This window comes from Pseudomonas sp. W2Jun17, assembly GCF_023127795.1.
In the GTDB taxonomy this organism is placed as follows: domain Bacteria; phylum Pseudomonadota; class Gammaproteobacteria; order Pseudomonadales; family Pseudomonadaceae; genus Aquipseudomonas; species Aquipseudomonas synxantha_A.
Genome location: NZ_SPKO01000036.1, coordinates 108072 through 132332, shown reverse-complemented (window position 1 = coordinate 132332; position 24261 = coordinate 108072). Strand labels below are relative to the sequence as shown.

At 59.6% G+C, this 24261-nt stretch carries 20 protein-coding genes; 6 read left to right on the top strand and 14 right to left on the bottom strand.

Features of this window, described 5'->3' with window-relative positions; translation table 11 throughout:
• The first annotated feature begins 116 nt into the window (after nt 1-116).
• Nucleotides 117-371 (top strand): hypothetical protein, encoded by a 255-nt coding sequence (locus tag E4O98_RS23335; protein ID WP_003190904.1) that lies wholly within the window; start codon nt 117-119, stop codon nt 369-371.
• Here E4O98_RS23335 and E4O98_RS23330 read toward each other — a convergent pair.
• Complete coding sequence (locus tag E4O98_RS23330) at nt 343-1263, bottom strand: LysR family transcriptional regulator (RefSeq protein WP_032875858.1); 921 nt, start codon at nt 1261-1263, stop codon at nt 343-345. The genes E4O98_RS23335 and E4O98_RS23330 overlap by 29 nt on opposite strands.
• A 90-nt stretch (nt 1264-1353) precedes the next feature.
• Between E4O98_RS23330 and E4O98_RS23325 the strand changes: the two genes are divergently transcribed.
• Nucleotides 1354-2280, top strand: a complete 927-nt coding sequence (locus E4O98_RS23325; RefSeq protein WP_248136356.1) for a carbon-nitrogen hydrolase family protein — start codon at nt 1354-1356, stop codon at nt 2278-2280.
• 70 nt (nt 2281-2350) lie between these two features.
• On the opposite strand, the gene E4O98_RS23320 is transcribed toward E4O98_RS23325, so the two are convergent.
• Both E4O98_RS23320 and E4O98_RS23315 read right to left on the bottom strand, forming a co-directional pair.
• Complete coding sequence (locus tag E4O98_RS23320; RefSeq protein WP_005788636.1) at nt 2351-2812, bottom strand: LEA type 2 family protein; 462 nt, start codon at nt 2810-2812, stop codon at nt 2351-2353.
• Between the two features lie 12 nt (nt 2813-2824).
• Nucleotides 2825-4255, bottom strand: coding sequence for a nucleobase:cation symporter-2 family protein (locus tag E4O98_RS23315; RefSeq protein ID WP_103734314.1), 1431 nt, complete (start codon nt 4253-4255; stop codon nt 2825-2827).
• 233 nt (nt 4256-4488) lie between these two features.
• Here E4O98_RS23315 and E4O98_RS23310 point away from each other — a divergent pair, with 233 nt between their 5' ends.
• Nucleotides 4489-6114 carry a methyl-accepting chemotaxis protein gene (locus E4O98_RS23310; protein WP_103734313.1) on the top strand — a complete coding sequence of 542 codons (1626 nt, stop codon included), beginning with the start codon at nt 4489-4491 and terminating at the stop codon, nt 6112-6114.
• Nucleotides 6115-6129: 15 nt separating this feature from the next.
• On the opposite strand, the gene E4O98_RS23305 is transcribed toward E4O98_RS23310, so the two are convergent.
• The 6 genes from E4O98_RS23305 to E4O98_RS23280 form a co-directional block, all read right to left on the bottom strand.
• Complete coding sequence (locus E4O98_RS23305) at nt 6130-6501, bottom strand: hypothetical protein (RefSeq protein ID WP_078821490.1); 372 nt, start codon at nt 6499-6501, stop codon at nt 6130-6132.
• 119 nt (nt 6502-6620) lie between these two features.
• A complete protein-coding gene (locus E4O98_RS23300) occupies nt 6621-7601 on the bottom strand; it encodes an NAD(P)-dependent oxidoreductase (protein ID WP_248136354.1) in 981 nt (326 codons plus the stop codon).
• On the bottom strand, nt 7598-8890 hold the full coding sequence (locus tag E4O98_RS23295) for an MFS transporter (protein WP_032875841.1): 1293 nt from the start codon (nt 8888-8890) through the stop codon (nt 7598-7600). The genes E4O98_RS23300 and E4O98_RS23295 overlap by 4 nt, the downstream gene beginning before the upstream one ends.
• Before the next feature lie 45 nt (nt 8891-8935).
• On the bottom strand, nt 8936-9877 hold the full coding sequence (locus tag E4O98_RS23290) for a sugar kinase (protein ID WP_103734312.1): 942 nt from the start codon (nt 9875-9877) through the stop codon (nt 8936-8938).
• Nucleotides 9870-10652 (bottom strand): sugar phosphate isomerase/epimerase, encoded by a 783-nt coding sequence (locus E4O98_RS23285; RefSeq protein ID WP_248136352.1) that lies wholly within the window; start codon nt 10650-10652, stop codon nt 9870-9872. Before E4O98_RS23285 ends, E4O98_RS23290 begins: the two co-directional genes overlap by 8 nt.
• An 86-nt stretch (nt 10653-10738) precedes the next feature.
• A complete protein-coding gene (locus tag E4O98_RS23280) occupies nt 10739-11800 on the bottom strand; it encodes a LacI family DNA-binding transcriptional regulator (protein WP_348984641.1) in 1062 nt (353 codons plus the stop codon).
• Nucleotides 11801-12061: 261 nt separating this feature from the next.
• Between E4O98_RS23280 and E4O98_RS23275 the strand changes: the two genes are divergently transcribed.
• From E4O98_RS23275 to E4O98_RS23265, 3 genes are all read left to right on the top strand, one after another.
• Nucleotides 12062-13306, top strand: coding sequence for a hypothetical protein (locus E4O98_RS23275; protein ID WP_032875830.1), 1245 nt, complete (start codon nt 12062-12064; stop codon nt 13304-13306).
• A gap of 178 nt (nt 13307-13484) precedes the next feature.
• A complete protein-coding gene (locus tag E4O98_RS23270) occupies nt 13485-15485 on the top strand; it encodes a hypothetical protein (RefSeq protein ID WP_032875827.1) in 2001 nt (666 codons plus the stop codon).
• A 272-nt stretch (nt 15486-15757) separates the two neighbouring features.
• A complete protein-coding gene (locus tag E4O98_RS23265) occupies nt 15758-18025 on the top strand; it encodes an autotransporter outer membrane beta-barrel domain-containing protein (RefSeq protein WP_032875824.1) in 2268 nt (755 codons plus the stop codon).
• Between the two features lie 61 nt (nt 18026-18086).
• On the opposite strand, the gene E4O98_RS23260 is transcribed toward E4O98_RS23265, so the two are convergent.
• The 5 genes from E4O98_RS23260 to E4O98_RS23240 form a co-directional block, all read right to left on the bottom strand.
• A complete protein-coding gene (locus tag E4O98_RS23260) occupies nt 18087-18548 on the bottom strand; it encodes a hypothetical protein (protein WP_032875821.1) in 462 nt (153 codons plus the stop codon).
• A gap of 251 nt (nt 18549-18799) precedes the next feature.
• Nucleotides 18800-19399 (bottom strand): LysE family translocator, encoded by a 600-nt coding sequence (locus E4O98_RS23255; protein WP_148853729.1) that lies wholly within the window; start codon nt 19397-19399, stop codon nt 18800-18802.
• A 54-nt stretch (nt 19400-19453) separates the two neighbouring features.
• Nucleotides 19454-20293 carry an AraC family transcriptional regulator gene (locus E4O98_RS23250; RefSeq protein WP_032875816.1) on the bottom strand — a complete coding sequence of 280 codons (840 nt, stop codon included), beginning with the start codon at nt 20291-20293 and terminating at the stop codon, nt 19454-19456.
• Nucleotides 20294-20365: 72 nt separating this feature from the next.
• Nucleotides 20366-21007 carry a DUF1345 domain-containing protein gene (locus E4O98_RS23245; RefSeq protein ID WP_032875813.1) on the bottom strand — a complete coding sequence of 214 codons (642 nt, stop codon included), beginning with the start codon at nt 21005-21007 and terminating at the stop codon, nt 20366-20368.
• Between the two features lie 154 nt (nt 21008-21161).
• Nucleotides 21162-24260, bottom strand: a complete 3099-nt coding sequence (locus E4O98_RS23240; RefSeq protein ID WP_248092303.1) for an efflux RND transporter permease subunit — start codon at nt 24258-24260, stop codon at nt 21162-21164.
• Nucleotide 24261: the final 1 nt, after the last annotated feature.

Here is a 24261-nt window from a genome sequence, read left to right as displayed (position 1 = left end):
GGCAGCGGCAAAAGTTGCAGTTATTTTGCGAGCCGTCCATTTGCGGCACAATGGTGATCAGGCCCTTTGGGCCTACAGTGTAAGATGTCAGTCATTTGTGCAGCAGGTAATTCAACATGAGCTTCAATCTCGCCAACAAGACCCTCGCCGAACGCGCCGAGCTGGAAGACGAAAAGTCGCGCCTCTACGACCTTTGGCAAACCAACCTGGGCAAAGCCAAGGGCGAAGCGGCCCGTTTGTTCGGCGAGCGCGCCAAGCGCAAGGGAAAATGGGCCGAGTGGGTGCGCGCCGAACTTGACGGCATGTCGCCGCCGGAGTTTTCCAACATGGTGCGCAGTGAAGTCAACAAGCTGATGGCAGCGGCGAAATAAAGCACGCCACGATCGCCTCGCGAACCTTGAGCAACAGCGGATCAAGCTGGGCCTGGGTACGCCAGCCCAACTCCACCGGGTAGTGCGGCAGCGCCAGCGGGCAGGGCAGCACACGCAAGCCGGTCATCTGCGCAATCGCTTGGGCCGCATGACCGGGGATCGTCGCCACCGCCGCGCTGCCTTTGAGCAGGTACGGCAGCGCCGCAAAGTGGCTGGTGGACGCACATACCTGGCGGCTCAAGCCCTGCGCCGCCAACCCTTCATCGGTAATACCGATAAACCCGCCTGACGACACCAGCACATGGTCGCGTGCGATGAATTCTGCAAGCTCGATACCTTGCTGATCGGGCGCCAGGCTACCTGGGTCAACCAGGCAACGGTAGTCACCTTCGCCCAGCACTTGCCGACTCAGCCTGCGCTCGGCAAACCCGCCGGCGGTAATGGCCAGGTCCAGGTTGCGGTCGAGCAGGGCAGCCGCAACGATCTGGCTGTGGGTCTGGCGAAAGATCACCCGCAGTTTCGGCAGGCGCTCTGCAATGGCGTCCATCAGCTGCCGGCCGTAGGCGATTTCGAAATCGTCTGACAGACCTAACACCACCGATCGCCCCTGATAATGCGGGTTATCCGGGTGGATCATCGCCAGGCTTTGTCGGCAGCGGTCCAATGCCTCGCTGATCACCGGTTTCAACTGATTGGCCCGCAGGGTGGGCGCCAGGCCGCGACCGGTGCGTACGAAAAGTGGGTCGCCATATAGTTCGCGTAAACGCCGCAAACCGGCGCTGATTGCCGATTGCGTAACGCCCAGGCGCAAGGCAGCACGGCTGGCGCTGGACTCGTCGTGCAGGGCTTCGAAGGTTTTCAGCAGGTTCAGGTCAACCTGGGCGATATTCATTTGGCTCATATCATTTAGCACTGAGGTGGGCTTTATTCATGATCGAGTCTGGCCGGAGAATGGGCAACCCTTATTACCGGAGTGAGCACAATGCCCGTATCGATCGTCGCAGCCCTGCAAATCAGCTCCTTGCCTGGCGGCAAAGCGCAAACCCTGGCGCAGATCCTGGCCTATGAAGATGAAATACAGCGCAGTGGCGCGCAGTTGGTGGTGATGCCTGAGGCGTTGCTGGGGGGATATCCCAAGGGCGAAAGCTTCGGCACGCAATTGGGCTATCGCCTGCCCGAAGGCCGTGAAGCCTTTGCGCGGTACTTTGCCAATGCCATCGACGTGCCGGGCGTGGAGACCAAGGCGCTGGCCGGGTTATCGGCGCGTACCGGTGCGAGCCTGGTGCTCGGCGTGATCGAGCGCAGTGGCAGCACGCTGTATTGCACCGTGCTGTATTTCGAACCGTCGAGCGGTTTGGTCGCCAAGCACCGCAAACTCATGCCGACCGGCACTGAGCGGCTGATCTGGGGCAAGGGCGACGGCTCAACCTTGCCGGTGATTGACGCGGCTGTCGGGCGTATCGGCGGGGCGGTGTGCTGGGAGAACATGATGCCGCTGTTGCGCACGGCGATGTATGCCAAGGGCGTGCAGGTGTGGTGTGCGCCCACAGTGGACGAGCGCGAGATGTGGCAGGTGAGCATGCGCCATATTGCCCATGAAGGCCGTTGCTTTGTGGTCAGCGCCTGCCAGGTGCAGGCATCACCGCAGGCCTTGGGTGTGGAGGTTGCCAACTGGCCGGCGGAGCGCCCGTTGATTGCCGGTGGCAGCGTGATCGTCGGTCCCATGGGCGATATTTTGGCGGGGCCGTTGCTGGGGGAGGCGGGTTTGTTGACGGCGCAGATCGATACAGATGATCTGGTGCGGGCACGCTACGACTACGACGTAGTGGGGCATTACGCTCGGCCGGATATTTTTGAATTGGTGGTGGACGAGCGCGCCAAGTCAGGCGTGCGCTACATCACTGATTGAACCGGGTCAACCCAAGGCTTTTGTAGGCGCGAGCTTGCATTTCGCAGATTTGGATCAGATCACTCGCGCATCACCAGGTGGCGGTATTGGGCAAATCCAGAGTGCCACGCTCTACAAAGCGCATGGTGCCGAACAATCCGCCCGCCAGTTTGCCGCGCAGCACATAGGGCAGGTTATTCAGGCTTTGGGTCTGGCTCAGGCCCAGGGTTTGGCGCAACACCGAGAACGCCGAAACACTCACGGGGACCATCAGCACCGTCTCGGAAAAACGTGGGATGCTGCCGGCCTGGTCACTTACCCCGGACGCCAACGGCCGGCCATTGACTTCCAGATCCAGCGCCACGCCGTTGTAGTCGATTGCCGTTTCATTGGGGTTCTGCACCCGCAGCTTCACGGCAAAGCGCACTTCCAGATCCTGGCTTTGCAGGGGCTCGATGCCCACCACGTTGATATTCACCGGGTCGCGATTGGGGAACAGCGCGCAGGCGCTCAAGCTCAGCAACAACAACGAAAGAACCATGAGCTTGCGCATATAAAAGTGCTCCTACTGTTTCGTGACGTCCGGGTCCTGCATGACCTTGAGGGTAGAGGACTCCGGATCGAATTCATCTTCTTCCAGCTCTATGAACTCTTCGGGCAGGAAAATGTTCAGCAGGATTGCACAGAACGCACCCACAGTGATCGGCGATTCGAAGATGTTGTGCAGCGCCTTGGGCAAATCGCGCAGCACTTCCGGCACTGCGGCGACGCCCAGGCCCATCCCCAGGGAAATCGCCACGATCAGCACATTGCGCCGGTGCAGGCCGGCTTCGGCGAGGATCTTGATCCCGGCCACGGCTACGGTGCCGAACATGATCAGGGTCGCGCCGCCAAGTACTGGTTTGGGCATCAGTTGCAGCACCGCGCCGATCATCGGGAACAACCCCAGCAGCACCAGCAGCCCGGCGATAAAGTACGCCACGTAGCGGCTGGCCACGCCGGTCAGCTGGATCACGCCGTTGTTCTGGGCGAACGTCACCATCGGCAGGCTGTTGAAGGTAGCGGCCATCGCCGAGTTGAGGCCATCGGCCAGCAGGCCGGATTTGATGCGCTTGATATACAGCGGGCCCTTGACCGGTTGCTGGGAGATCATCGAATTGGCTGTCAGGTCTCCAGCCGCTTCCAGAGGCGAAATCAGGAAGATCACCGCCACCGGGATAAATGCCACCCAGTCAAACGAGAAGCCGTACTTGAACGGCACCGGCACGCTGATCAACGGCACCTGGGGCAGGGCGGCCATGTCGACGCGGCCCAGCCACCACGCCACCACAAAGCCCAACGTCAGGCCGATCACGATCGAACCCAGGCGCAGGAACGGGTTGTTGAAACGGTTGAGCACCACGATGGTCAGCAGCACCAGCGCCGCCAGGCCCATATTGCTGGCGGCGCCCAGGTCGCCAGCGCCATATCCGCCGGCCATGTCGGTGACCGCCACCTTGATCAGTGACAGGCCCATCAAGGTAATGATGGTGCCAGTCACAACCGGGGTGATCAGCTTGCGCAGTTTGCCGATGAACTGGCTCAGCACTACTTCGATAAACGCGGCGAAAAAGCAGATGCCAAAGATCGTCGACAGGATTTCATCGGTGCCGCCGCCCCGGGCCTTAACCATAAAGCCCGCACTGAGAATCACGCTGATAAACGAAAAGCTGGTGCCTTGCAGGCACAACAGGCCTGAACCCACTGGCCCGAACGTGCGTGCCTGCACAAAGGTGCCGAGCCCCGAGACGAACAACGCCATGCTCACCAGGTAGGGCACTTCGCTTTCGAGGCCCAACACGCCGCCGACAATCAGGGTCGGGGTGATGATGCCGACGAAGCTGGCCAAGACGTGCTGCAGGGCGGCAAATATCGCGGCGGTGAAGTGCGGGCGGTCTTCCAGGCCGTAGATCAGGTCGGATTTATAGCGCGGGCGAGGGGCTTGAGCGTCAGACAAAATGATGGCTCGGGTCGGAAAATGGAGGCGAAGAATGCCAGAAACCGTCAGTCGTCAGAAGTGTAAAAAAATATTAATAAAGACCCTGCGCAAAAAAACTGTCCCGGCCGATAGTGAATATAGGCCCACATTACAACGACAACAGTGGTGACCAAGGTCTGGCCGGCGCGTTGACGCTGACAGATCGTTTCGCGACAGGGACGTTCGCAAACACTACTTCTGAGAGCAGCCCTATGTCCCTTCGTCACCTGAATATTGCGCCTCGAGCGTTTCTCGGCTTCGCCTTCATTGCAGTGTTAGTGGTCATCCTGGGGGTGTTTGCGGTCAACCGCATGACGCAGATCCGGCAGTCTTCCGTGGACATGAGCGCAACCCAGCTGCCCAGCGTGACGTCCCTGGGCAACATCACTGAAAACGTACTGCGCATGCGCATCCTGTCGTTCCGGGTGTTGGTCAACCGCGAACCGGCTGCCCTGCAGGAAGCCGAAACCCGCATCGGCGTGCTGACCGATAAGGTCAAGGCCGCCCAGGCCCATTACGCCCAGCTATCGATGGGCGAGCAAGAGGCGGTGATGTACAAGACCTTCAGCGTGACGCTGGATAATTACTTGAAGGCCCAGGCCGACATGCTGGTGTTGTCCAAGCAAGGCAAGGTCGATGAAATGCGCGCGCTGATCAACAGCCGCATCAAGGACGGCACCGACCAGATGGGCGAGCAGTTGAACAAGCTGATCGCCCTCAATGCCGCCGATGCTAAAACCGCCGACGCGGCGGCTGGGCAAAGTTATGAGGGCGCAATCACCGGTGTGGTGGCAGTGTCGGTGGTGGCCGCATTGCTCACGGTGCTGTTGGCTTGGCTGCTGACCCGCAGCATCGTTACGCCATTGCGCAAAGCCGTGGAAGTTGCCGAGACCATCGCCGCCGGCAACCTCAGCAAAACCTTCGCGGACGATGGCAAGGATGAACCTGCGCGCTTGCTCAGTGCCTTGTCGAGCATGCAGGCCAACCTGCGCCAGACCATCCAGCATATCGCCGGCTCGGCCACGCAGCTGGCTTCGGCGGCAGAAGAGCTGAGTGCGGTGACCGAGGAAGCCTCTCGTGGCCTGCAGCAACAGAACAATGAAATCGATCAAGCCGCCACGGCGGTCAACGAGATGACCGCAGCGGTAGAGGAAGTGGCGCGTAATGCTGTCTCCACCTCCGAGGCCTCCGGGCAGTCCAACCACGTGGCGCGCGAAGGCCGCGACCGGGTGATGGATACTGTCGGCGCGATCCAGACCATGACCCAGGATGTGCAAAACACCGCCGTGATGATCGAAGGCCTGGCGACTCAAGGACGGGATATCGGCAAGGTCCTCGACGTGATCCGTGCGATTGCCGAGCAGACCAACCTGTTGGCGCTTAACGCCGCGATTGAAGCCGCCCGTGCCGGCGAAGCCGGGCGCGGCTTTGCGGTGGTTGCCGACGAAGTGCGGGCCCTGGCCCATCGCACCGCGCAATCGACCCAGGAAATCGAGAAGATGGTCGCTGGCATCCAAAATGGCACCGGTGAAGCGGTGCAGTCCATGCAGCAAAGCAACCAACGCAGCCAGGCCACCCTGGAAATGGCCCGTGCTGCCGGCGTGGCCCTGGAGCAGATCACCCAGTCCATCAGCCTGATCAACGAACGCAACCTGGTGATTGCCAGCGCCTCGGAAGAACAGGCCCAGGTCTCCCGCGAAGTAGACCGCAACCTCGTCAACATCCGCGACCTGGCTACCCAGTCAGCGGCGGGCGCCAACCAGACCAGCGCGGCCAGCCATGAGCTGTCGAGGTTGGCGGTGGATTTGAATGGGATGGTGGCCAGGTTCGTTATCTAACCGCTCAGCGTGTTCTCATGTGGTTGTCTTCAAGGCCAGGCGCAGGAATGCGCCTTTGGAGTTAGGGCTTACTTGGCCGGAGGTGTTGGTGATGGTGTAATAGATCAGGTGAACACCGTCTGGAAAGGTACGTAGCACATCGCCAGTGATCGGGACAATTGCTGCGGTGGTTGTGCTGGTAATAACGTAAGGAACGATGGGTTCTTCGTCAGGCCCCCCGATCCGCATTCCTATCTTGCTTCCTACGACTTGCGTGGGATAAACGGGAACTGTCACCAGTAGTGTGTCGCCGTTGGCTTGCAGGTAGGCGGGGGTAACGCCATTGGCGACCTCCGCCGGTAACTCAGGTTTGACGGGAACCGGACCTGTGCTGTTTTCAGGCGTCATGACATTACTCTCCTTGAGTTAGTGCCCCTGCCTCAGTTGGGGCGCAAAGTCATTCCAGCGCTTTTCTGAGCACAGGGATACTGTCAAGGTTCACAGCTAGGCACCGCAGTTTTGGCGTGTTAAGAACGCTTCCACACATGTGGATTGACCAGATTCTGTGGCCGCTCGCCTGATAACGCCTGCAGCAGATTATCCACCGCACACTTGGCCATCGCCTCGCGCGTCTCATGAGTCGCCGAGCCGATATGCGGCGTCGCTACCACGTTGTTCAAGCGCAGCAACGGCGAGTCGTGGCTGAGCGGTTCCTTCTCGAACACATCCAACCCAGCCGCCCGGATGGTGCGTTGCTGCAACGCTTCGACCAGCGCAGCCTCGTCCACCACCTTGCCGCGGGAGATACTGATAAAGATCGTCTCCGGCCCCATCAGTGCGAACTCTTCGGCGCCGATCAGCTTCTCGGTTTCGGCGGTCAACGGCAGGGTCAGGCAGACAAAATCCGCCTCTTTGAGCAAGTCCTGGAGGCTTCGGTACTGCGCGCCAAAGCGCGCCTCCACCGCAGGCTTTGGCGAATGGCTGTGGTAGATCACCGGCATGCCGAAGCCAAAATGCCCACGCTGGGCCAAGGCTTCGCCGATGCGGCCCATGCCGATGATACCCAACGTCTTGCCATGCACATCGCTGCCAAAATGCGCCGGGCCGATGTTCTTGTTCCACTGGCCGGCACGCACCATGTCGGCCAACTCGACCACACGCCGGGCGGTCGCCAGGATCAGCGCAAAGCCGGTGTCGGCGGTGGTTTCGGTGAGCACATCCGGGGTGTTGCTGAGCAGAATGCCGCGTTGGGTCAGGTAGTCGATGTCGTAGTTGTCGACCCCGACCGAGACGCTGGCCACGGCTTCCAGCTTGGGTGCCAGGTCGAGCAACCGGGCATCCAGGCGCAGGCTTGCACCCAACAGACCATGGGCGCTGGGCAGCGCATCGCGCAGTTTGGCCAGGCCGGCCTCATCCAGTGCATCGATCAGCGTGACCTCGGCCTGCTCATGCAGGCGGGCCATCAGCGGCGCGGACAGTTTCTTGTACAACACAACGGACTTTTTCATGAGGTTTTTACCTTCAACTCCAGGGTTGGCACCGGCGAGCGGTCACTCGCGCCGGGCTTGAGGAAAATCGTCAGCACCACCGACAGCAGCAACGCGCCGCTCATCAACAGGTACGAAGCGCCAGGCGAGCCGGTGCTGCTGTTGAGGTAACCCACCAGGTACGAGCCACCGAACGAGCCCAGCGCGCCCATGCTGTTGATCAGCGCCATGGCGCCACCGGCGACGTTGGCTGGGAGGATTTCCGGGACAATGGCAAAGAACGGGCCGTAGGGTGCATACATGCATGCACCGGCGATCACCAGCAGGGTGTAGGACCACCAGAAATGTTCGGCACCCAACACGTAGGACGCGTAGAAGGCGATGGACGCAATCAGCAATGGTGGCCACACAAAGCGCTTACGCTTTTGCAGTTTGTCCGAGCCCCAGGACACCACCAGCATCCCGATCACCGCCGCCAGGTACGGCAGCGCCGAGAGCCAGCCGGCTTCGACCATGTCCATCTGCAAGCCGGCCTTGAGGATCGACGGCAGCCACAGCACAAAGCCATACACGCCGATGCTCCAGCAGAAGAATTGCAGGGCGAGGATGATCACCTTGGGCGAACGGAACGCCTCGGCGTAATTCTTCACCGCCTTGATACCCACCTGTTCGGCGGCGAGGGCGGTTTCCAGGTCTTTTTTGTGCTGTTCACTCAGCCACTTGGCGTCGGCGGGTTTTTCATCCGCCAGCTTCCACCAGATGAACGCCCACAGTACGGCCGGCAGGCCCTCGATGATAAACATCCAGCGCCAGCTGAAGTGCTGCACCAGGTAGCCCGAGACCACCGACATCCACAGCATGGTCACCGGGTTGCCGAGGATCAGGAAGGTATTGGCCCGCGAGCGTTCGGCACGGGTGAACCAATGGCACAGGTACACCAGCATGGCTGGCATCACCGCGGCTTCGACCACCCCGAGCATGAAGCGGATGGCGATCAGCATATAGGCGTTGGACACCACGCCGGTCAGAGTCGCCAGGCCGCCCCAGAGGATCAGGCTGACGAAGATCAGTTTTTTGACGCTGCGCTTTTGCGCATAGATTGCTCCCGGTACCTGGAAGAAAAAGTAGCCGAGGAAAAACAGCGCACCGAGCAGCGAAGACATGCCGGGCGTGATCATCAGGTCTTCGGCCATCCCGGAGGCGGCGGCAAAGCCGTAGTTGGCTCGGTCCAGGTAGGCCAGGCTGTAGGTGATAAACACGATAGGCATGATGTACCACCAACGACGGGTGGCGAGTTTCACGGTTTCCATGGGGTTGCTCCTGAGCTTGTTGTAGTTGTGGCAACAGGTAATGGGTTACGCAACGGATCGAGTGGGTAATTCGGCGCGGGTCGGCAAACCCTCCATATCGCCACGGCTCTGTACGGCGCGGCTGCCGATCCAGTTAGCGCGCTGGACGGCCTCGGGGAAGCTTGAGTTTTCCAGCAGGGCACTGATCATGCCCACGGCAAAACCATCGCCGGCGCCGACGGTGTCCACGACTTTTTCCACCTTGACTGCGGCGATAAAGCCCTGGTCCATGTGGGTGCGGTAATAGGCGCCTTCGGGGCCGAGTTTGATCGCCACGGCTTCGGCGCCCTGGTCGAGGTAGAACGCAGCGATATCCGCAGGATCCTCGAAACCGGTGAGCAGGCGGCCTTCACCCAGGCCCGGCAAAATCCAGTCGGCAAGAGCGGCCAAGGCGTTGATTTCGCGGATCATCTGCGCCTGGCTGGCCCAGAGCGAGGGACGCAGGTTCGGGTCGAATGACACGCTGCGCCCGGCGTTACGCATCTGCGTCATCAGTTCGAAGGAGAGTTCACGGGTGGCATCGGACAATGCCGGTGGAATCCCGGTAGCGTGCAGATGGCGGGCTTGCAACAACGCAGGGCTGATATCGGCGATGGACAAATGGCTGGCCGCCGAGCCTTTGCGAAAGTACTCGACCTGGGGATCAGCGCCGGCCTCTTCGCGCGACTTGAGCTGAAACCCGGTGGGATGCAACGGGTCGACGGCCACATGGCGGCAATCAATGCCTTCCTTGCCCAGCGTGTCGACCACAAAGCGCCCGAGGGAGTCGTCACCTACTCGGCTCAGCCATGCCACGTTGAACCCCAGGCGCGACAAGCCGATGGCGACATTGCTGTCGGCGCCGGCAATGCGTTTGTGAAACTGCGCGACCTGGCCCAGATCGCCGGTCTGCTCGGCGACAAACATCGCCATGGTTTCACCAAACGACAGGATATCGATCTCAGACATGCGCATTCTCCACGCGGGGTTGGCCAAGGCAGGCGAGGGTGGCGACCTGTTGCGCAGTGACCTCGACCAGGTCATCGCCCTGCAACGGAAATTCCACCGCCCGCGTAATACCTTGAGTCATATGCTTGAGCAGTTGTTCCCACAGATGCAGGTCGGTGGCGCCGGGTGGCAAGGCCACCAGCTTGCCGTCCGGGCGACGGGCCACGGCCTTGCAGTGCAGGTAATCCACATGCCGGCCCAGCAGGCGTGCAGCGGTCAGCGCGGACTGGTCTTGCCACTGCCAGTTGCCGATATCGAAGGTCATTTTCACCGGCAAGCCCAGGCGTTCGACTTCGGTGAAAAACCGTTGCATGGGTTCAATGCGCCCACCGTGCAGGGTCTGGTCGTTTTCCACCAGCAGCTTGACCGGGTGGCGGTTGAGCAAGGCGTGCAGGCTTTCCAGGTCGTTTGTGTCGGTGAAGTAACCGAGCGAGACCTTCAGCCAGCCCGAGCCAAAGGCCTGGGCGCGGTCCAGGGTGGAGGCCAGCTCGACATTGGGCTGCGCACGGCCGGCGACCCACAGCTCCAAGGGCGAGGAAAATACTGATTCCAGGACTTGTTCTGCAGCGGCCAGGGCCAGCTCGGCCGGTTGCTCGGTGGTGAGCAGTTCTTCACGCCATTCAATGCGCTGGGCACCGGCGGCGCTGAGCAGCGCGACAAAACTCAATTGACCCTGCTGGCGAACCAGGTCGGCGCCGTAGCTGGAAAGGCTGATGGAGACGGGGTATTTATGCATTGTTGTTTACCTCTGAAACCGGTTTCATTTTCATGCGCAGAACAAAAAATGTGGGAGCGGGCTTGCCCGCGAAAGCGGTGTGTCAGTCAGCTTGGAAGTGGCTGACCTATCGCTTTCGCGGGCAAGCCCGCTCCCACAGGGGATTGGGTAGAGCCGCGGATAATCAGCTCCGGTAAAAAATCCAGGGTGCGCGTGGGGGCGGTATCGCCGCGCAGGCGCTTGAGCAAACAGTCAAAAGCGCTGGCGCCAATCGCTTGCGTCGGTTGGGCGAGGGCGGTAATCCCATTACCCACCAGCGGGTACCAGTCCAGGTCATCCAGGGCAATCAGGCCCACGTCGGTGAACAGCTCGCAACCCAATGCCTTGAGCGCACGTGTGCAGGCCAGCGCAGCAACACCGTTGGCGCAAAACAGCGCCTTGGGGCCGGGCTTGGCGAGAAAGGCTTGCAGACGTTTTTCCAGTTCGCCGTTCAGCTCAACCACGGCACCGGTCAACGCCGGGCGTTTGGCAATCTCGGTGGTGAAACTCTCCAGGCGCTCAAGACGCGAGCTGGTGCCGTCGGTGGCTTCGCTTACCAACAGCACGTCGCGATAACCCTGTTGCTCAAGATGCTCTACCGCAATACGCACCGCCGCCGGGTTGTCCAGGCCCACCAAGTCACTGTGCAACGGCTCGACCTTGCGGTCCACTAACACCAGGGGCATTTCCCGTTGCAGTTCCAGCAGTTGGTCGAGGTGATGGCCCAGGGTGTTCACGATCAACCCTTCGATGTTGTACGAGCGCAGCGCTGCCAGGTGCTGGCGCTCCTGCTCGTCATCGCGGTCGGTGTTGCACACCACCAGGCTGTAGCCGTGCTGGCGGCAGGCGGTTTCGACGCCGTGCATCACCGCGATGGAGTAGGGGTTGCGGATATCAGCCACCAGCATGCCGATCAGGCGCGTGCGCCCACGCTTGAGGCCACGGGCCATCTGGTTGGGGCGGTAGCCGAGTTCTGCGATGGCGTGTTCGATACGCAGGGCGATGGCATCGGAGAGCAGGGCGCGGTCATCGCCGATAAAGCGCGACACGCTGGCCTTGGACACGCGCGCTCGCTCGGCGACGTCGAGCATGGTCACGCGGCTGCGCTGGGCGGCGGAAAATGGAGTCACGGCAAAGCCTTTCTTATTGGAATGAGTAACGGGATGAAACCGGTTTCAGAAAACACTAGCCCATCGTCTTCGTCAAGAGAATCTTGGTCGTGTGAAGCCACTGGTCAGCGGGGAGATCCGACGAGCGGTGGTCCTACCTGTGAGTTTTGACAGTATCGGCTGGGCCAGAGGAGGTGTTCAATGGCGCCAACAGAACCTCTGGTATTGGCACGCTGAGAGCAGGGGGCGGTTTAGAAAATGCTTGAATGACGGGAGGTTTAAATGACTACTTCCACTACTGGCCAGAGTGCCAATGGGCCTACGGGCTCAGGAGGCATCCTTGTGCTTGAGGCGCCAACAGTCGTCGACGTATTACCAGATGGATTATTACCCGCTCGATTCAATTTCACTGATCTACGCATCTTGCTTGAGACACCTTGGGCGGTTTTGCCCGGCCCCGGAAGGTTTCAGTACGTGATTTTCGAATGGCATGTCCGAGGTGCCAGGTCCGTTGATACCCCGCACTTTGAGCTGCGTGGCCCACTGACGGATGCCGACTTCCCTCTGCCCATGACGATTCCTCAGGCGTTCCTGCTGAGCAGTGCCATCGTTGACCTGCGCTACCGGATTCATAACACCCGGCCAGATAGCCCGAGTGTCGATACCTCGTCGCCCGTGACGATTAGAATCGACCGCGACGCTCCAGGCGTCGGCTCGTTACTGGCGCCTGCCATTTTCCCGATCGATCCGATCACCCAACCCTATCTGGATGCAAATCCCATGGTGCGCATGGAGATCCCCGAGAGCTATCTCGGACGTGAAGTCGGGGACAAGGTGCTGATGTACTTTTCGGATATGAATATGCTGCCAACCGGCCTACCCACTTGGGTTTCGCCACCGCTGACCAGTGATAGCGGCCGCATTTTTGTGGACGTGCCCAATGACGTGTTCCGCGCCTACCCTGGCGCGCTATGGCTTTTCTGTTTTTATCGTTTGGAGGATCGCGCCGGTAATGTGAACCCGACCTTTTCATTGTTGGCGCGGGTCGGGTTGGCAACCGATCTTCCACCCATCCAGTTCACTCGGCCTGAATTTCCTCAGGCTTTGCTTCACCCAAACCGGTATTTGACCTGCAGCACCCAACCGCCAATCTGGTACGGAGTCGAGGTGGCAATCCCGGCAGACCCGAACATCCAGCACGGGGATTTGATCACGCTCAGGTTTCAGGGGTATGGCCAGTATCCGGACGTCGACCCAGATCCGAATGTTGTGGAAACCCTTGAGCATTACTGGGATGCAGTGGCGGATGCATCCGGCTACAACTTCTGGATTCGTGACGTCGAGCGCGTAATCCGGCCATTGAAAATAAATGCCGGTGGAGAGGCTCATTACCTTGTGTCCAGGAATCGAACGCCCATTGGCCGTTCAGCTTCCAGGTTTGTGCAGTTCGATCGTTTGGTGCCTACATCGCCACCACCGCCCAACCCGGTTTACTGCTGGGAAGGCGGCAATGGTCCCGAGCCCTGAGCCAGGGTGCGGGTTTAGTAGAACATTTTGAACTGAATGTAGTTGGTCGAAGAATCATTCGGCTGAAGAGAGTGTGTCCCGGTTTCAGTCTCCTGGCCGTAACTCAAGTGACTGAACGAGCGTTTGCGGCCCGCCAGTGCGCGCGGTGCCTATTCTAAAGCAGCAAGGAGAGACTGAAATGAGTAGAAAACGTGGTTCGACTACGACGCCAGCGCCTTTGGTTCTCAATGCACCCACGATTGACGAGGCGTTGGATGATGCGACTGGCCTTATCTCGGCGGTCGTCGCCCGTGTTGGCATTAACGTTCAGTTACGGACCGGGACAGCATCAAGGGGCACGGACTGGATGGGCGTTGAAATCCGGGATATCACTGTGAGCCCGCCTACCTGGACCACCTTGGTGGCGCCTTATCAAATCAACCAGACGCCCGTTCCTCCGATAATCAGCAGGTTTATTCCCGCGCCGGTACCTGAATTTCCACATGGCTACTACGAGCTCAGGAATACTCAATACCGTAATCAGGCCGGCATACCAGGCCCCTCCCTTGACTCCTCCAACCCGGGTGCTTTTCGGGTTGATACCATTGCACCCTATGCCGTAGCGACTTCACGCGAGCAGCCGCTTGTTCCAGTCTTCGCAAATGTGCCGCCGGGCACGGTCATTAACGATGCCTTCCTGATCGATCAAGGCGGCGTGGAGATTCAGATCCCCCCGAATGACTTTGGTCCACAGACTGGGCGATTCGAAGCGGGGGATATGATTAACGTGTACTTCAGCCCGGTGATGGACCCGCGCCCCGAGTATCTGGTGAGTGGCTCAGGTGTGCCTATGTTGCCATCCCCTGATGTAAGCACTTTTTTCCTGGCCAGGAACCTGATTATCCTGAGCGGGCTATATTATATTTTCTACACCATCACTGACCGGGCAGGTAACGTCAGCCGTCCCTCGTTCAATGATTTTCGAACAGTCTCGTTGTTGGACGATCCGCAGCCTTTGGAGCCGTTCCTGCCCTTGGCGCCGGCACCACGTGCCGGCAGCACGGATGATCTTCTCGATATTCAGGATTATCGTCAGGGGATTGAAGCCCACGTTGAAGATTATCCTGACCACGCCACTGGCCTGGACAAGTTCGAGATGCAATGGGAAGCACAGCCCTTTGGGCCGCAAACCGCTGAGCTGGTTGATTTTCCGGTGGTCTTCAGCAACATGAATGATGCGATTAAAGACGCATATACCGCAACGCTGGGGCCGCAGACGGTGACCCTGCGCTACCGTATCGAACGAAATGGCGTGTTTTTCCCTTCTCCTGATAAAACGGTGCGGCTTGACCTGTCGGTGGAGGGGCCTGTTCTTCCAGGCACTCTTGAACCCGGCGATGTAAACCCAGCGCTGAACCTGGCGCAGGTGTTCGGCGGGGGGCCCACTCCGGAGCTGAACACCCTGCGCATTGGCGATGCGAATCAACCCGTCACCATTGTGATCCCGCTCTGGACCATTGCAGCGCTGCCCCATGCGAATAACGAGTTTGTCCTGTTGTGGGGGGCTACGAAAGAGCGAGTAGGGCCTTTCCCCCTCAGCACGACAGTGCCCGGAGCTGACGCGACGTTCACCATTCCTTGGGAGGTCGTTGCCCGCCACGGCAATGAGCTGCAGCCCGTCAGCTATGTGGTCATTGGACCCGGCACCACGAATGAAAACCCGTCGGGCGTTACCATGGTCGACGTGATCGATGCAGTGAGGGTCGTACTGCCGCCTGCTGAGTTCTTACACCTTGACGCCAACGACGAGTGGAGTTGCCAATCGCTGCGAACCCGCGCGCCCGGAGCACCACCGACGCTTTACGCCGAGCTCTTCATTCCAGGCGATCCGAGGTTGGAGGTAGGTAATAGCGTGACGGTAACCGTTACGATCTTCAGTGAAGCCTTTGGCTTTCCACCGGGTCCATTCACGCAGACCTTTACCCACCCATCGTTGAGCCAAGGGGATAAGGACAATGGATTTGTCGTTGAAATTCCTTATCGTCCATTCCTGACCCAGTCCGTGCTTGGCCCTTGCGAGGTGACCTACTCAACGATCGTCAACACTGGGGCTACCGGTAACAGTGAATTGGCTGAGGTGTACACGGTATTTTCCAACCCTGAGACATACTGTGATGGGGGAACTATCGTAAGACCTTGAACTCAATGAAAAACGTTAAATACAAAAGGGAAGCACGGCTTCCCTTTTGTGTGTCTGACAGTTATGTATTGCTCCTTGTCGGAAAGACCTTCAGCTTCTTTGTTAAGTATGTTTTTCCAACACTCTAAAATATCAATCGCTACATCCATCTAAGATAAATCCTACAGCCATGGGTATGTTCGCTGCGTAACCTCTGCGCCGCACCGGTAAGGCTTCATTCCCAGGGAACGAGCCAAACCGTTTCGAAGGCTCCACCCAGAGGATGAACTCACATGCGACTGTTAACTGAATTCGAGCTCAAACCTTTGAGCAAGATGATGAAGGTTCCAACTATTACTTTTTTGATGTTTGCGGCTGTGCATTCCACCGCTCAGGCAGACCACCTGATTGGTGAGTCAAAAACCATTGGAAGCAACGAACTCAATAATGACTGGCAGCTGGATTTCAGATCTGAACTGACCGTCAATGGTGCTCGTGCCCAACATATCCTGGTCAACGATTCGGCACTGATTGTCAATGCGGGCAGCCGCATCAATGACATCCGAGCCACCCAAGGCTCTTTAGTGAGCCTGGACGGCGCCACCGTTGATTCAAGCCACGCAGTGTTTGGTGCGGTGCGTCTGGATGACAGCGATGCGCTTATTAACGGCAGCAACATCACCAGCCATACCACCATGGGTCTGCAAGCGTTCCAGAGTCACGACTCTGACAAGGGCGGGGTAGCCGAAGTATTCAATAGCACCATCCGTGGTCACATCGGTGGCGCAGTGGCGACTGGCAACAGCGAGCTGCACTTTAACGACCACACGTTGGTCGAAGGTACCGGCGTCGATAGTTTTGGCGTGTCGCTCGATGGTGCAACGGCAACTGCCAGCCAAAAAAGCAGGATTATCGGTGGCAAGAACGGCGTGGTGTTCACCAATGACCTCAACAGCGCGAATACGGGCAAGTTGGTATTGGATAACTCCAGCGTCGAAGGCCGCAGCGGTGCCGCCATTGCCGTCAATGGTTTTCCCGGCGAGGCCATGGCCGTTGAGATCGATATACGCAACGGCTCGACCTTGATCGGCGGTAACGGCTCATTGCTGGAGGTCAACGGCGGCGCCGTGGCGAGCATGAATGTCGATAACAGCGACCTACGTGGCAACGTTATCGTCGAGGACGGCAGCACGGCGCATTTGAGCTTGCAAAACCGTGCCGGGCTGACGGGCCAACTGCAGAATGTCACCAGTCTAGCTGTCGGTGATCAGTCTTATTGGGCGTTGACAGGCGACAGCCAAGTGGGCGCCTTGAGCCTCGCCGGCGGTACGGTGAAGTTCGGTGATACCGATGCGTTCTACCAGTTGGACGTAGACAGCCTTGAGGGTAATGGCACCTTCGTCATGGGGACCGATTTCGCCCGTGGCATTACGGACTTCTTGAACGTCGAGGGCGAGGCCAAAGGCGACCACAAGCTGTTGCTCGCAGCCAGCGGTGCGGAACCGACCAACCCGCAAGATATCCGCGTCGTTCACACCGGCGGCGGTGATGCACAGTTTTCCCTGGTGGGCGATGTAGTTGATGTCGGCGCTTATTCCTATGGCCTGAAAAAGGAAGGCACCGACTGGTTCCTCGACCCGAACAACCGTGTGATCAGCCCAGGTACCCGCTCGGTATTGGCGCTGTTCAACACCGCACCGACCGTGTGGTACGGCGAGGCGACATCCCTGCGTTCGCGTATGGGCGAGCTGCGTTTCGAGCCTGGACAGGCGGGCGTGTGGATACGCGGTTATGGCAACAAGTACGAAGTGTCCGACAGCACCGGGATTGGCTACAGCCAGAACCAGCGGGGCTTTACGCTCGGTGCAGACACACCCTTGGCCGACAGCCAGTGGCTGGTGGGCGTAATGGCCGGTCACAGCACCTCTGACCTGAACCTCAAGCGCGGTACCTCGGGGAACGTGAAGAGTTACTACCTGGGTGCGTATGCGACCTGGCTGGACGAGGAGAGCGGTCTGTATTTCGATGCGGTGGCCAAGGTTAACCGCTTCCAGAATGAGTCCAAGGTGGGCCTGAGTGACGGCACCTCATCCAAGGGCAAGTACAACAATACCGGTGGCGGCCTGTCGGCTGAGTTCGGTCGTAACATCAAGTTGGACGACGGGTTCTTTATCGAGCCTTACGCGCAAATGTCTACGGTGGTGATCCAGGGTGCCAATTACAGCCTGGATAACGGCCTGGAGGCCAAGGGTGAGCGTACACGCTCGATCATGGCCAAGGCCGGCGCGACCGTCGGGCGGGATATACAGCTCGACTCCGGCAGTGTTGTGCAGCCTTATCTGCGCGCAGCGATGGTGCATGAGTTTGCCAACAACAATAAGGTCTCGGTGAACAACAATGTGTTCAACAACGACCTTTCCGGCTCTCGCGCCGAATTCGGGGCGGGTATGGCGGTGAAGCTCTCGCAGAACCTGCAGCTGCATGCCGACCTTGAGCACAGCAGCGGCGGCCGGGTTGAACAGCCTTGGGGCGCTAACGTAGGGGTGCGTTACACCTGGTAAAGACGTAACACACAACAACGCCCGTATCGAAAGATGCGGGCGCTTTTTTTTGCGAATAACATCAACTGGTCAGGTCGAAGTCGACGTCCAAGACGTGCGCATGCCCGTTAACATCATGATCGGTTGTAGCATGCAGCGTACCTCTGATTTTAATGACGCCGGCCGCGAGTCCCCGAATGATCAAAGTACCCTCAATGGCGCTCACTGTATAATGATCCTGGGGCAACTTTACTGAATACCAGACCTTAACATTCGTGAACTCTTGTTTTGCGAGGTCGATCTCCTGCCCTACCCGAACGTTATCGGGTATCTGAATGAATATTTCTTTTATGGTCACTGAGTTATCGGCGTGTCGGCCATTGATTCTATAGACAGCTTGTTCGAAGTCGTGCACCACGGTGGTGGTTTGAAATTCGATGGGGGATAAATCGACCTTCGCCTCGAAGAGGCCAGTCGCAGTAATTCGTTTGGGACGTAATGCCTTTTGTTGCGCCAAGGTTAACGGTTGCGCTAGTACGGTCATGATCGCTTCTCCATCGCTGATGATTGTGCGAGTAACAGAGGTCGGTGGGGCTCTGCCTTGTTCATGTAACAGCAGTGCATCGACGCCGTAAACTGTCAAAACTAACAGTATACAAATCCTGCTGCGTGTGGCTCTCTGGCGCCCGGCTTGCTTGGGCGTACGATGTATTAGATGCTTATTGACGGGCGTGTCTACTGTTAAGAATGACAGTCTGGAAATTTAACTCTGTTTAGATCCCCTACCGAAGAATCTCACATGATCGTACTTATCCAGGTTGAACTCATGAGCAACAACGCCATGCATTGATTGAAACGTCGCTGCGCATGGGGGGACGCCAGCCATCGATTAGAGCCTGCCCCCAAGACTGCCCAGGCGCTGAGGCAAGGCAGCGATATCAAAAAAAATATCAGCGACAAAGACATTACCCGTTTTTGCTGCTCTGCACCGTTGCCGGCAAATACGCTGACCACAGCGAGTGCCATCATCCAGGTCTTGGGGTTTATCAGCTGCAAGCACGCTGAGCCGAACAGGCCGAGTCGCCTGTGCGCAGATTGCTCCCCTATGACATGTGGCGGTGCGCTGAAGATCTGCCAGGCCAGGTAACTTAGCCAGGCCATGCCGACCCACTGCATCGCCGTTTGCACTCTGGGCATCTGCGCCAGCGACTGGCCCACACCGGAACCCACCAGCAGCACAATCCCCGACGCCCCCACACCAGCCCCCAGAATAATGGGCAATGCAGCCTTGAAGCCGTAACGGGCGCTGTTGCTCAGCACCAGGATATTGGTCGGGCCGGGGGTGATGGAGGCGACAAAGGCGAACAGCATGAAAGGCACGAACGTGGACAGCATGACGGGGGACTCCGGCGAGCTCATTTAGAGCGCCCATCTTCACAAGCCCGGGCGTTACCGGTCTGGAAGATTTGTGCAGCGTTTGCGGTACGCGGCCGGTGTCAGCCCATAAGCCCGCATGAACCAGCGGCCCAAATGACTTTGATCGGCGAAACCCAGGGCCATCGCCACGTCTGCCGGTTGATCGCCCTTGGCCAATAGATACCGGGCACGGGCCAGGCGCAGTTGCACCAGATACGCGTGGGGCGGCAGGCCGAAGGCGCTCTTGAACGCGCGGCTCAGGCGAAAGCGGTCGACGCCGCAGGCCAGCCCGAGTTCATCCATGCCGACGTCCTGATGCAGATGGGCGTGCAGGTATTCCCGGGCCTTGTGCGCCACCTGCGGCAAACGTGGGTCATCGCGGTAGCGCATGCGCCAATAGAGCTGGCCGGTGAGGCGTTCCAGCAAGTAGTCCAGCGCGCTCTGCCGCACGATCCGCAGTTCGCCGTGGTGCAAACTCTCAAACGCCTGACTGGTGGCCAGGGCCAGGCGTGGATCGCTGGCCAAGGTGCGGGCGAAACTCAACTGATGATGGGCGGGTGCTTCCTCGAAGACACTGGCGATTTCCCGTTCCAGCCACTGCGGGTCAAGGTAGAGCATGCGGTAAGTGAAGCCGTCGACCGTCGGGGCATTGCCGTCGTGGAGTTCCCCAGGCTCCAGCAGGAATACCTGCCCCGGCACGCTGTCATGGCGCATGCGCCGGCAGTTGAATTGCTGCACGCCTTGTTCGGTGACGCCCACCAGGTAGCTGTCGTGCCAATGGGGGTCATACGCATGGCCTTCGAAATGCGCGCGCAGGGTCTCGATACCGGTGTCGGCGTCCTGGGACAAGTCGATCCAATTGTGCGCAGGCATACAACACCGAGGCGGAAAGTGAAGGGCTATTAGCGGCAACACCGGGGTGGGCGTCTAGAAGGTTTGTGCAGTCTAGCCAAACAACCCGGCGGCGATGTTGATCGAAAAGCCCAGAATAGCAGTGTTGAACAAAAAACCGATCAACGACTGCCCCAGCACCACCTTGCGCAGGCCACGGGTGGCGACGCCCACATCCGAGGTTTGTACCGCTACGCCGATGGTGAAGGAAAAGTACAGGAAGTCCCAATAGTTGGGCGTGAGCAAGCCTTCGGCAAAACGTAGGGCGGGCTCCTTGCCTGGCCAAGTGTAATAGAGCCTGGCGTAGTGCACGCTGAAAATCACCCCGATCAATAGCCACGAGCCGATCACCGTCAGCCCGGTAAAACCGTAGTGCAGCAGGCGCTCGGAAGCAGCCAGGTCCTTGCTGCCCACCAGTTCGAAGGTGATGGTCGCCAGGCTGGCGATGGCGGCAATGCACACCATGAACAGCACCAGGCCGGCGTTCTCGTCTTCGATTTCGGCGATGCGCTTGACGTCTTCGGCCTTGGCGCGAATGGTCAACCACAGCATCAGTATCAGGTAGGTCCAGACCCCAGCGTTCCAGCCGATCAGGATTTTGCTGGCAAGGGTGTCAGCCGGTACCAGAATGCCCACGGCAAGGCCCAGTACGGCGGCGGACGAGAGGCGAGGGTGGGTGCGGGCGAGGAAGGGCATGGTTGGTCACAGCTGGCGATAGTTGAGCAGACTGTACCTGATCCTGTGGGAGGGGGCTTGCTCCCGATTGCGGTGTATCAGTGCCAAATAGGCTGGCTGACACATTGCATCGGGAGCAAGCCCCCTCCCACATTTTTTATCGCGTGCGGCGGGATTATTGCGCTTTGTGGCGCTTGCGCACCAGCTTCATCACCACCACAAAGAACACCGGCACAAACACCACCGCCAAGGTCGCCGTGATCATCCCGCCAATCACACCGGTACCAATTGCCTGCTGGCTGGCCGAACTGGCCCCGGTGGCAATTGCCAGCGGCACTACGCCGAGGATAAACGCCAGCGAGGTCATGATGATCGGCCGCAATCGCAACCGCGCCGCCTTCAAGGTGGCGTCGATCAAGTCCTCGCCCTGGTCATACAGGTCCTTGGCGAACTCGATGATCAGGATCGCGTTTTTCGCCGACAGGCCGATGATGGTGATCAGGCCGACCTTGAAGAACACGTCGTTGGGCATCCCGCGCAAGGACACCGCCAGCACCGCTCCCAGTACGCCCAGCGGCACCACCAGCAACACCGAGGTCGGGATCGACCAGCTTTCGTACAGCGCGGCCAGGCACAGGAACACGATCAGCAATGACAGGCCCAACAGCAACGGTGCCTGGGAGCCGGACAAGCGCTCCTGCAACGACAAGCCCGTCCATTCCTGGCCCAGCCCTGCGGGCAACTGGCTGACCAGGCGCTGGATTTCGTTCATGGCCTCGCCCGTGCTGTGCCCCGGCGCCGCCTCACCGCTGATGGCGATGGCTGGGTAGCCGTTATAGCGGGTCAACTGCGTCGGGCCCTGGGTCCACTTGGCTTCGACAAAGGCCGACAGCGGCACCATCTTGCCCGCGTTGTTGCGCACGTTGATCTTCATCAGGTCGGCCACCTGGCTGCGCTGGTCGCCTTCGGCCTGCACCACCACCCGCTGCATACGGCCCTGGTTGGGGAAGTCATTGATATACGCCGAACCAATCGCCGAGGAGAGCACATTGCCGACGTCGGCAAACGACACGCCCAAGGCATTGGCTTGCTTGCGGTCGACTTCCAGTTGCACTTGCGGGGCTTCGGCCAGGGCGCTTTCGCGCACGTTGGCCAGGATCGGGCTTTTTGCCGCAGCGTCCAGGAGTTCGGTACGCGCGGCCATCAACCCGGCATGGCCGACGCCGCCACGGTCCTGCAAGCGGAACTCGAACCCGCTGGAGGTGCCGAGGCCGTCCACCGGCGGTGGCAGAATCGCGTAGGCAATCGCATCCTTGAGGTCGCCAAAGGCCATGTTGGCGCGGTCGGCAATCGACGCTGCCGAATCATCACTGCCGCGCTCCGACCAGTCCTTGAGCGTGGTAAATGCCAGCGCCGCGTTCTGTCCGGAGCCGGAGAAACTGAAGCCCATGATCATGGTGGTGTCACCCACCCCCGGCTCCTCGGCGTTATGCGCCTCGATCTGCTCGGCCACCTGCACCGTACGGTTCTTGCTGGCACCTGGCGGCAGCTGGATATCGGTGATGGTGTAGCCCTGATCTTCCACCGGCAGGAACGAGGAGGGCAGGCGGCTGAACAACAGCCCCATGCCGACCAGCAATACCAGGTAGATCAGCAGGTAGCGGCCGCTGCGCTTGAGGGCATAGGCCACCCAACCTTCATAGCGATTGGTGAGTTGGTCAAAGCGCTTGTTGAACCAGCCGAAGAAACCACCCTTGGCATGGTGCTCGCCCTTGGCAATCGGCTTGAGCAAGGTGGCGCACAGGGCCGGCGTCAAGGTCAGGGCCAGGAACGCCGAGAACAGGATCGAGGTGGCCATCGACAGCGAGAACTGCTGGTAGATCACGCCCACCGAGCCCGGCATGAATGCCATCGGCAAGAACACCGCCACCAGCACCAGGGTAATACCGATGATGGCGCCGGTGATCTGGCCCATGGCTTTCTTGGTCGCGTCCTTGGGCGAGAGGCCCTCGGTGGCCATGATGCGCTCGACGTTTTCCACCACCACAATGGCATCGTCCACCAGGATGCCGATGGCCAATACCATGCCGAACATGGTCAGCACGTTGATCGAGAAACCCAGCAGCAACATGGTGGCAAAGGTGCCCATCAGCGCAATCGGCACCACCAGCGTGGGGATCAGGGTGTAGCGCACGTTCTGCAGGAACAGGAACATCACCGCAAACACCAGCGCCATCGCCTCCAGCAAGGTGTAGACCACCTTGGTGATCGAGACCTTGACGAACGGCGAGGTGTCGTACGGAATCTTGTATTCCACGTTGGCTGGGAAGTAGCGCGACAGTTCATCCATCTTCGCCCGCACCAGGGTTGCGGTGCTCAGCGCGTTGGCGCCCGGCGACAGCTGCACGCTGACGGCGGTGGACGGCTTGCCGTTCAGACGGGTGGAGAACTGGTATTCCTGGCTGCCGACTTCCACCCGTGCCACGTCGCCGATGCGCACGGTGGAGCCGTCGGGGTTGGCCTTGAGCACGATGTCGGCGAATTCCGCCGGGGTCGACAATTGCCCCTTGACCAGGATCGCCGCGGTGATTTCCTGGGTGTTAGTGCCCGGCAAGTCACCAATGCTGCCTGCCGAGACCTGGGCGTTCTGCGCACTGATTGCAGCGTTGACGTCCGCCGGCGTGAGGTTGAAACCGATCAGCTTCTGGGGGTCGATCCAGATACGCATCGCCCGCTCGGCGCCATACAACTGGGCCTTGCCGACGCCGTCCAGGCGCTTGAGCTCGTTCATCACGTTGCGCGCCAGGTAGTCGCTGAGCGCAACGTCGTCGAGCTTGCCGTCGTTGGAGGTCAGGGTCACCAGCAGCAGGAAGCCGGCGGAGACCTTTTCCACCTGCAAGCCTTGCTGGGTCACGGCCTGGGGCAGGCGCGGCTCGACGACCTTGAGGCGGTTCTGCACATCCACCTGGGCCATTTCCGGGTCGGTGCCCGGCTGGAAGGTCGCGGTGATCGTCGCCGAGCCCAGGCTGCTCTGGGATTCGAAATACAGCAGGTGATCAGCGCCGTTGAGCTCCTGCTCAATCAGGCTGACCACGCTTTCGTCCAGGGTCTGGGCAGAGGCACCCGGGTACACCGCGTAGATTTCCACCTTCGGTGGCGCGACGTTGGGGTACTGGGCCACCGGCAACTGCGGGATGGCCAGGAAGCCGGCCAGCAGGATAAACAGGGCCACCACCCAGGCGAAAATCGGGCGGTCAATAAAGAACTGCGGCATG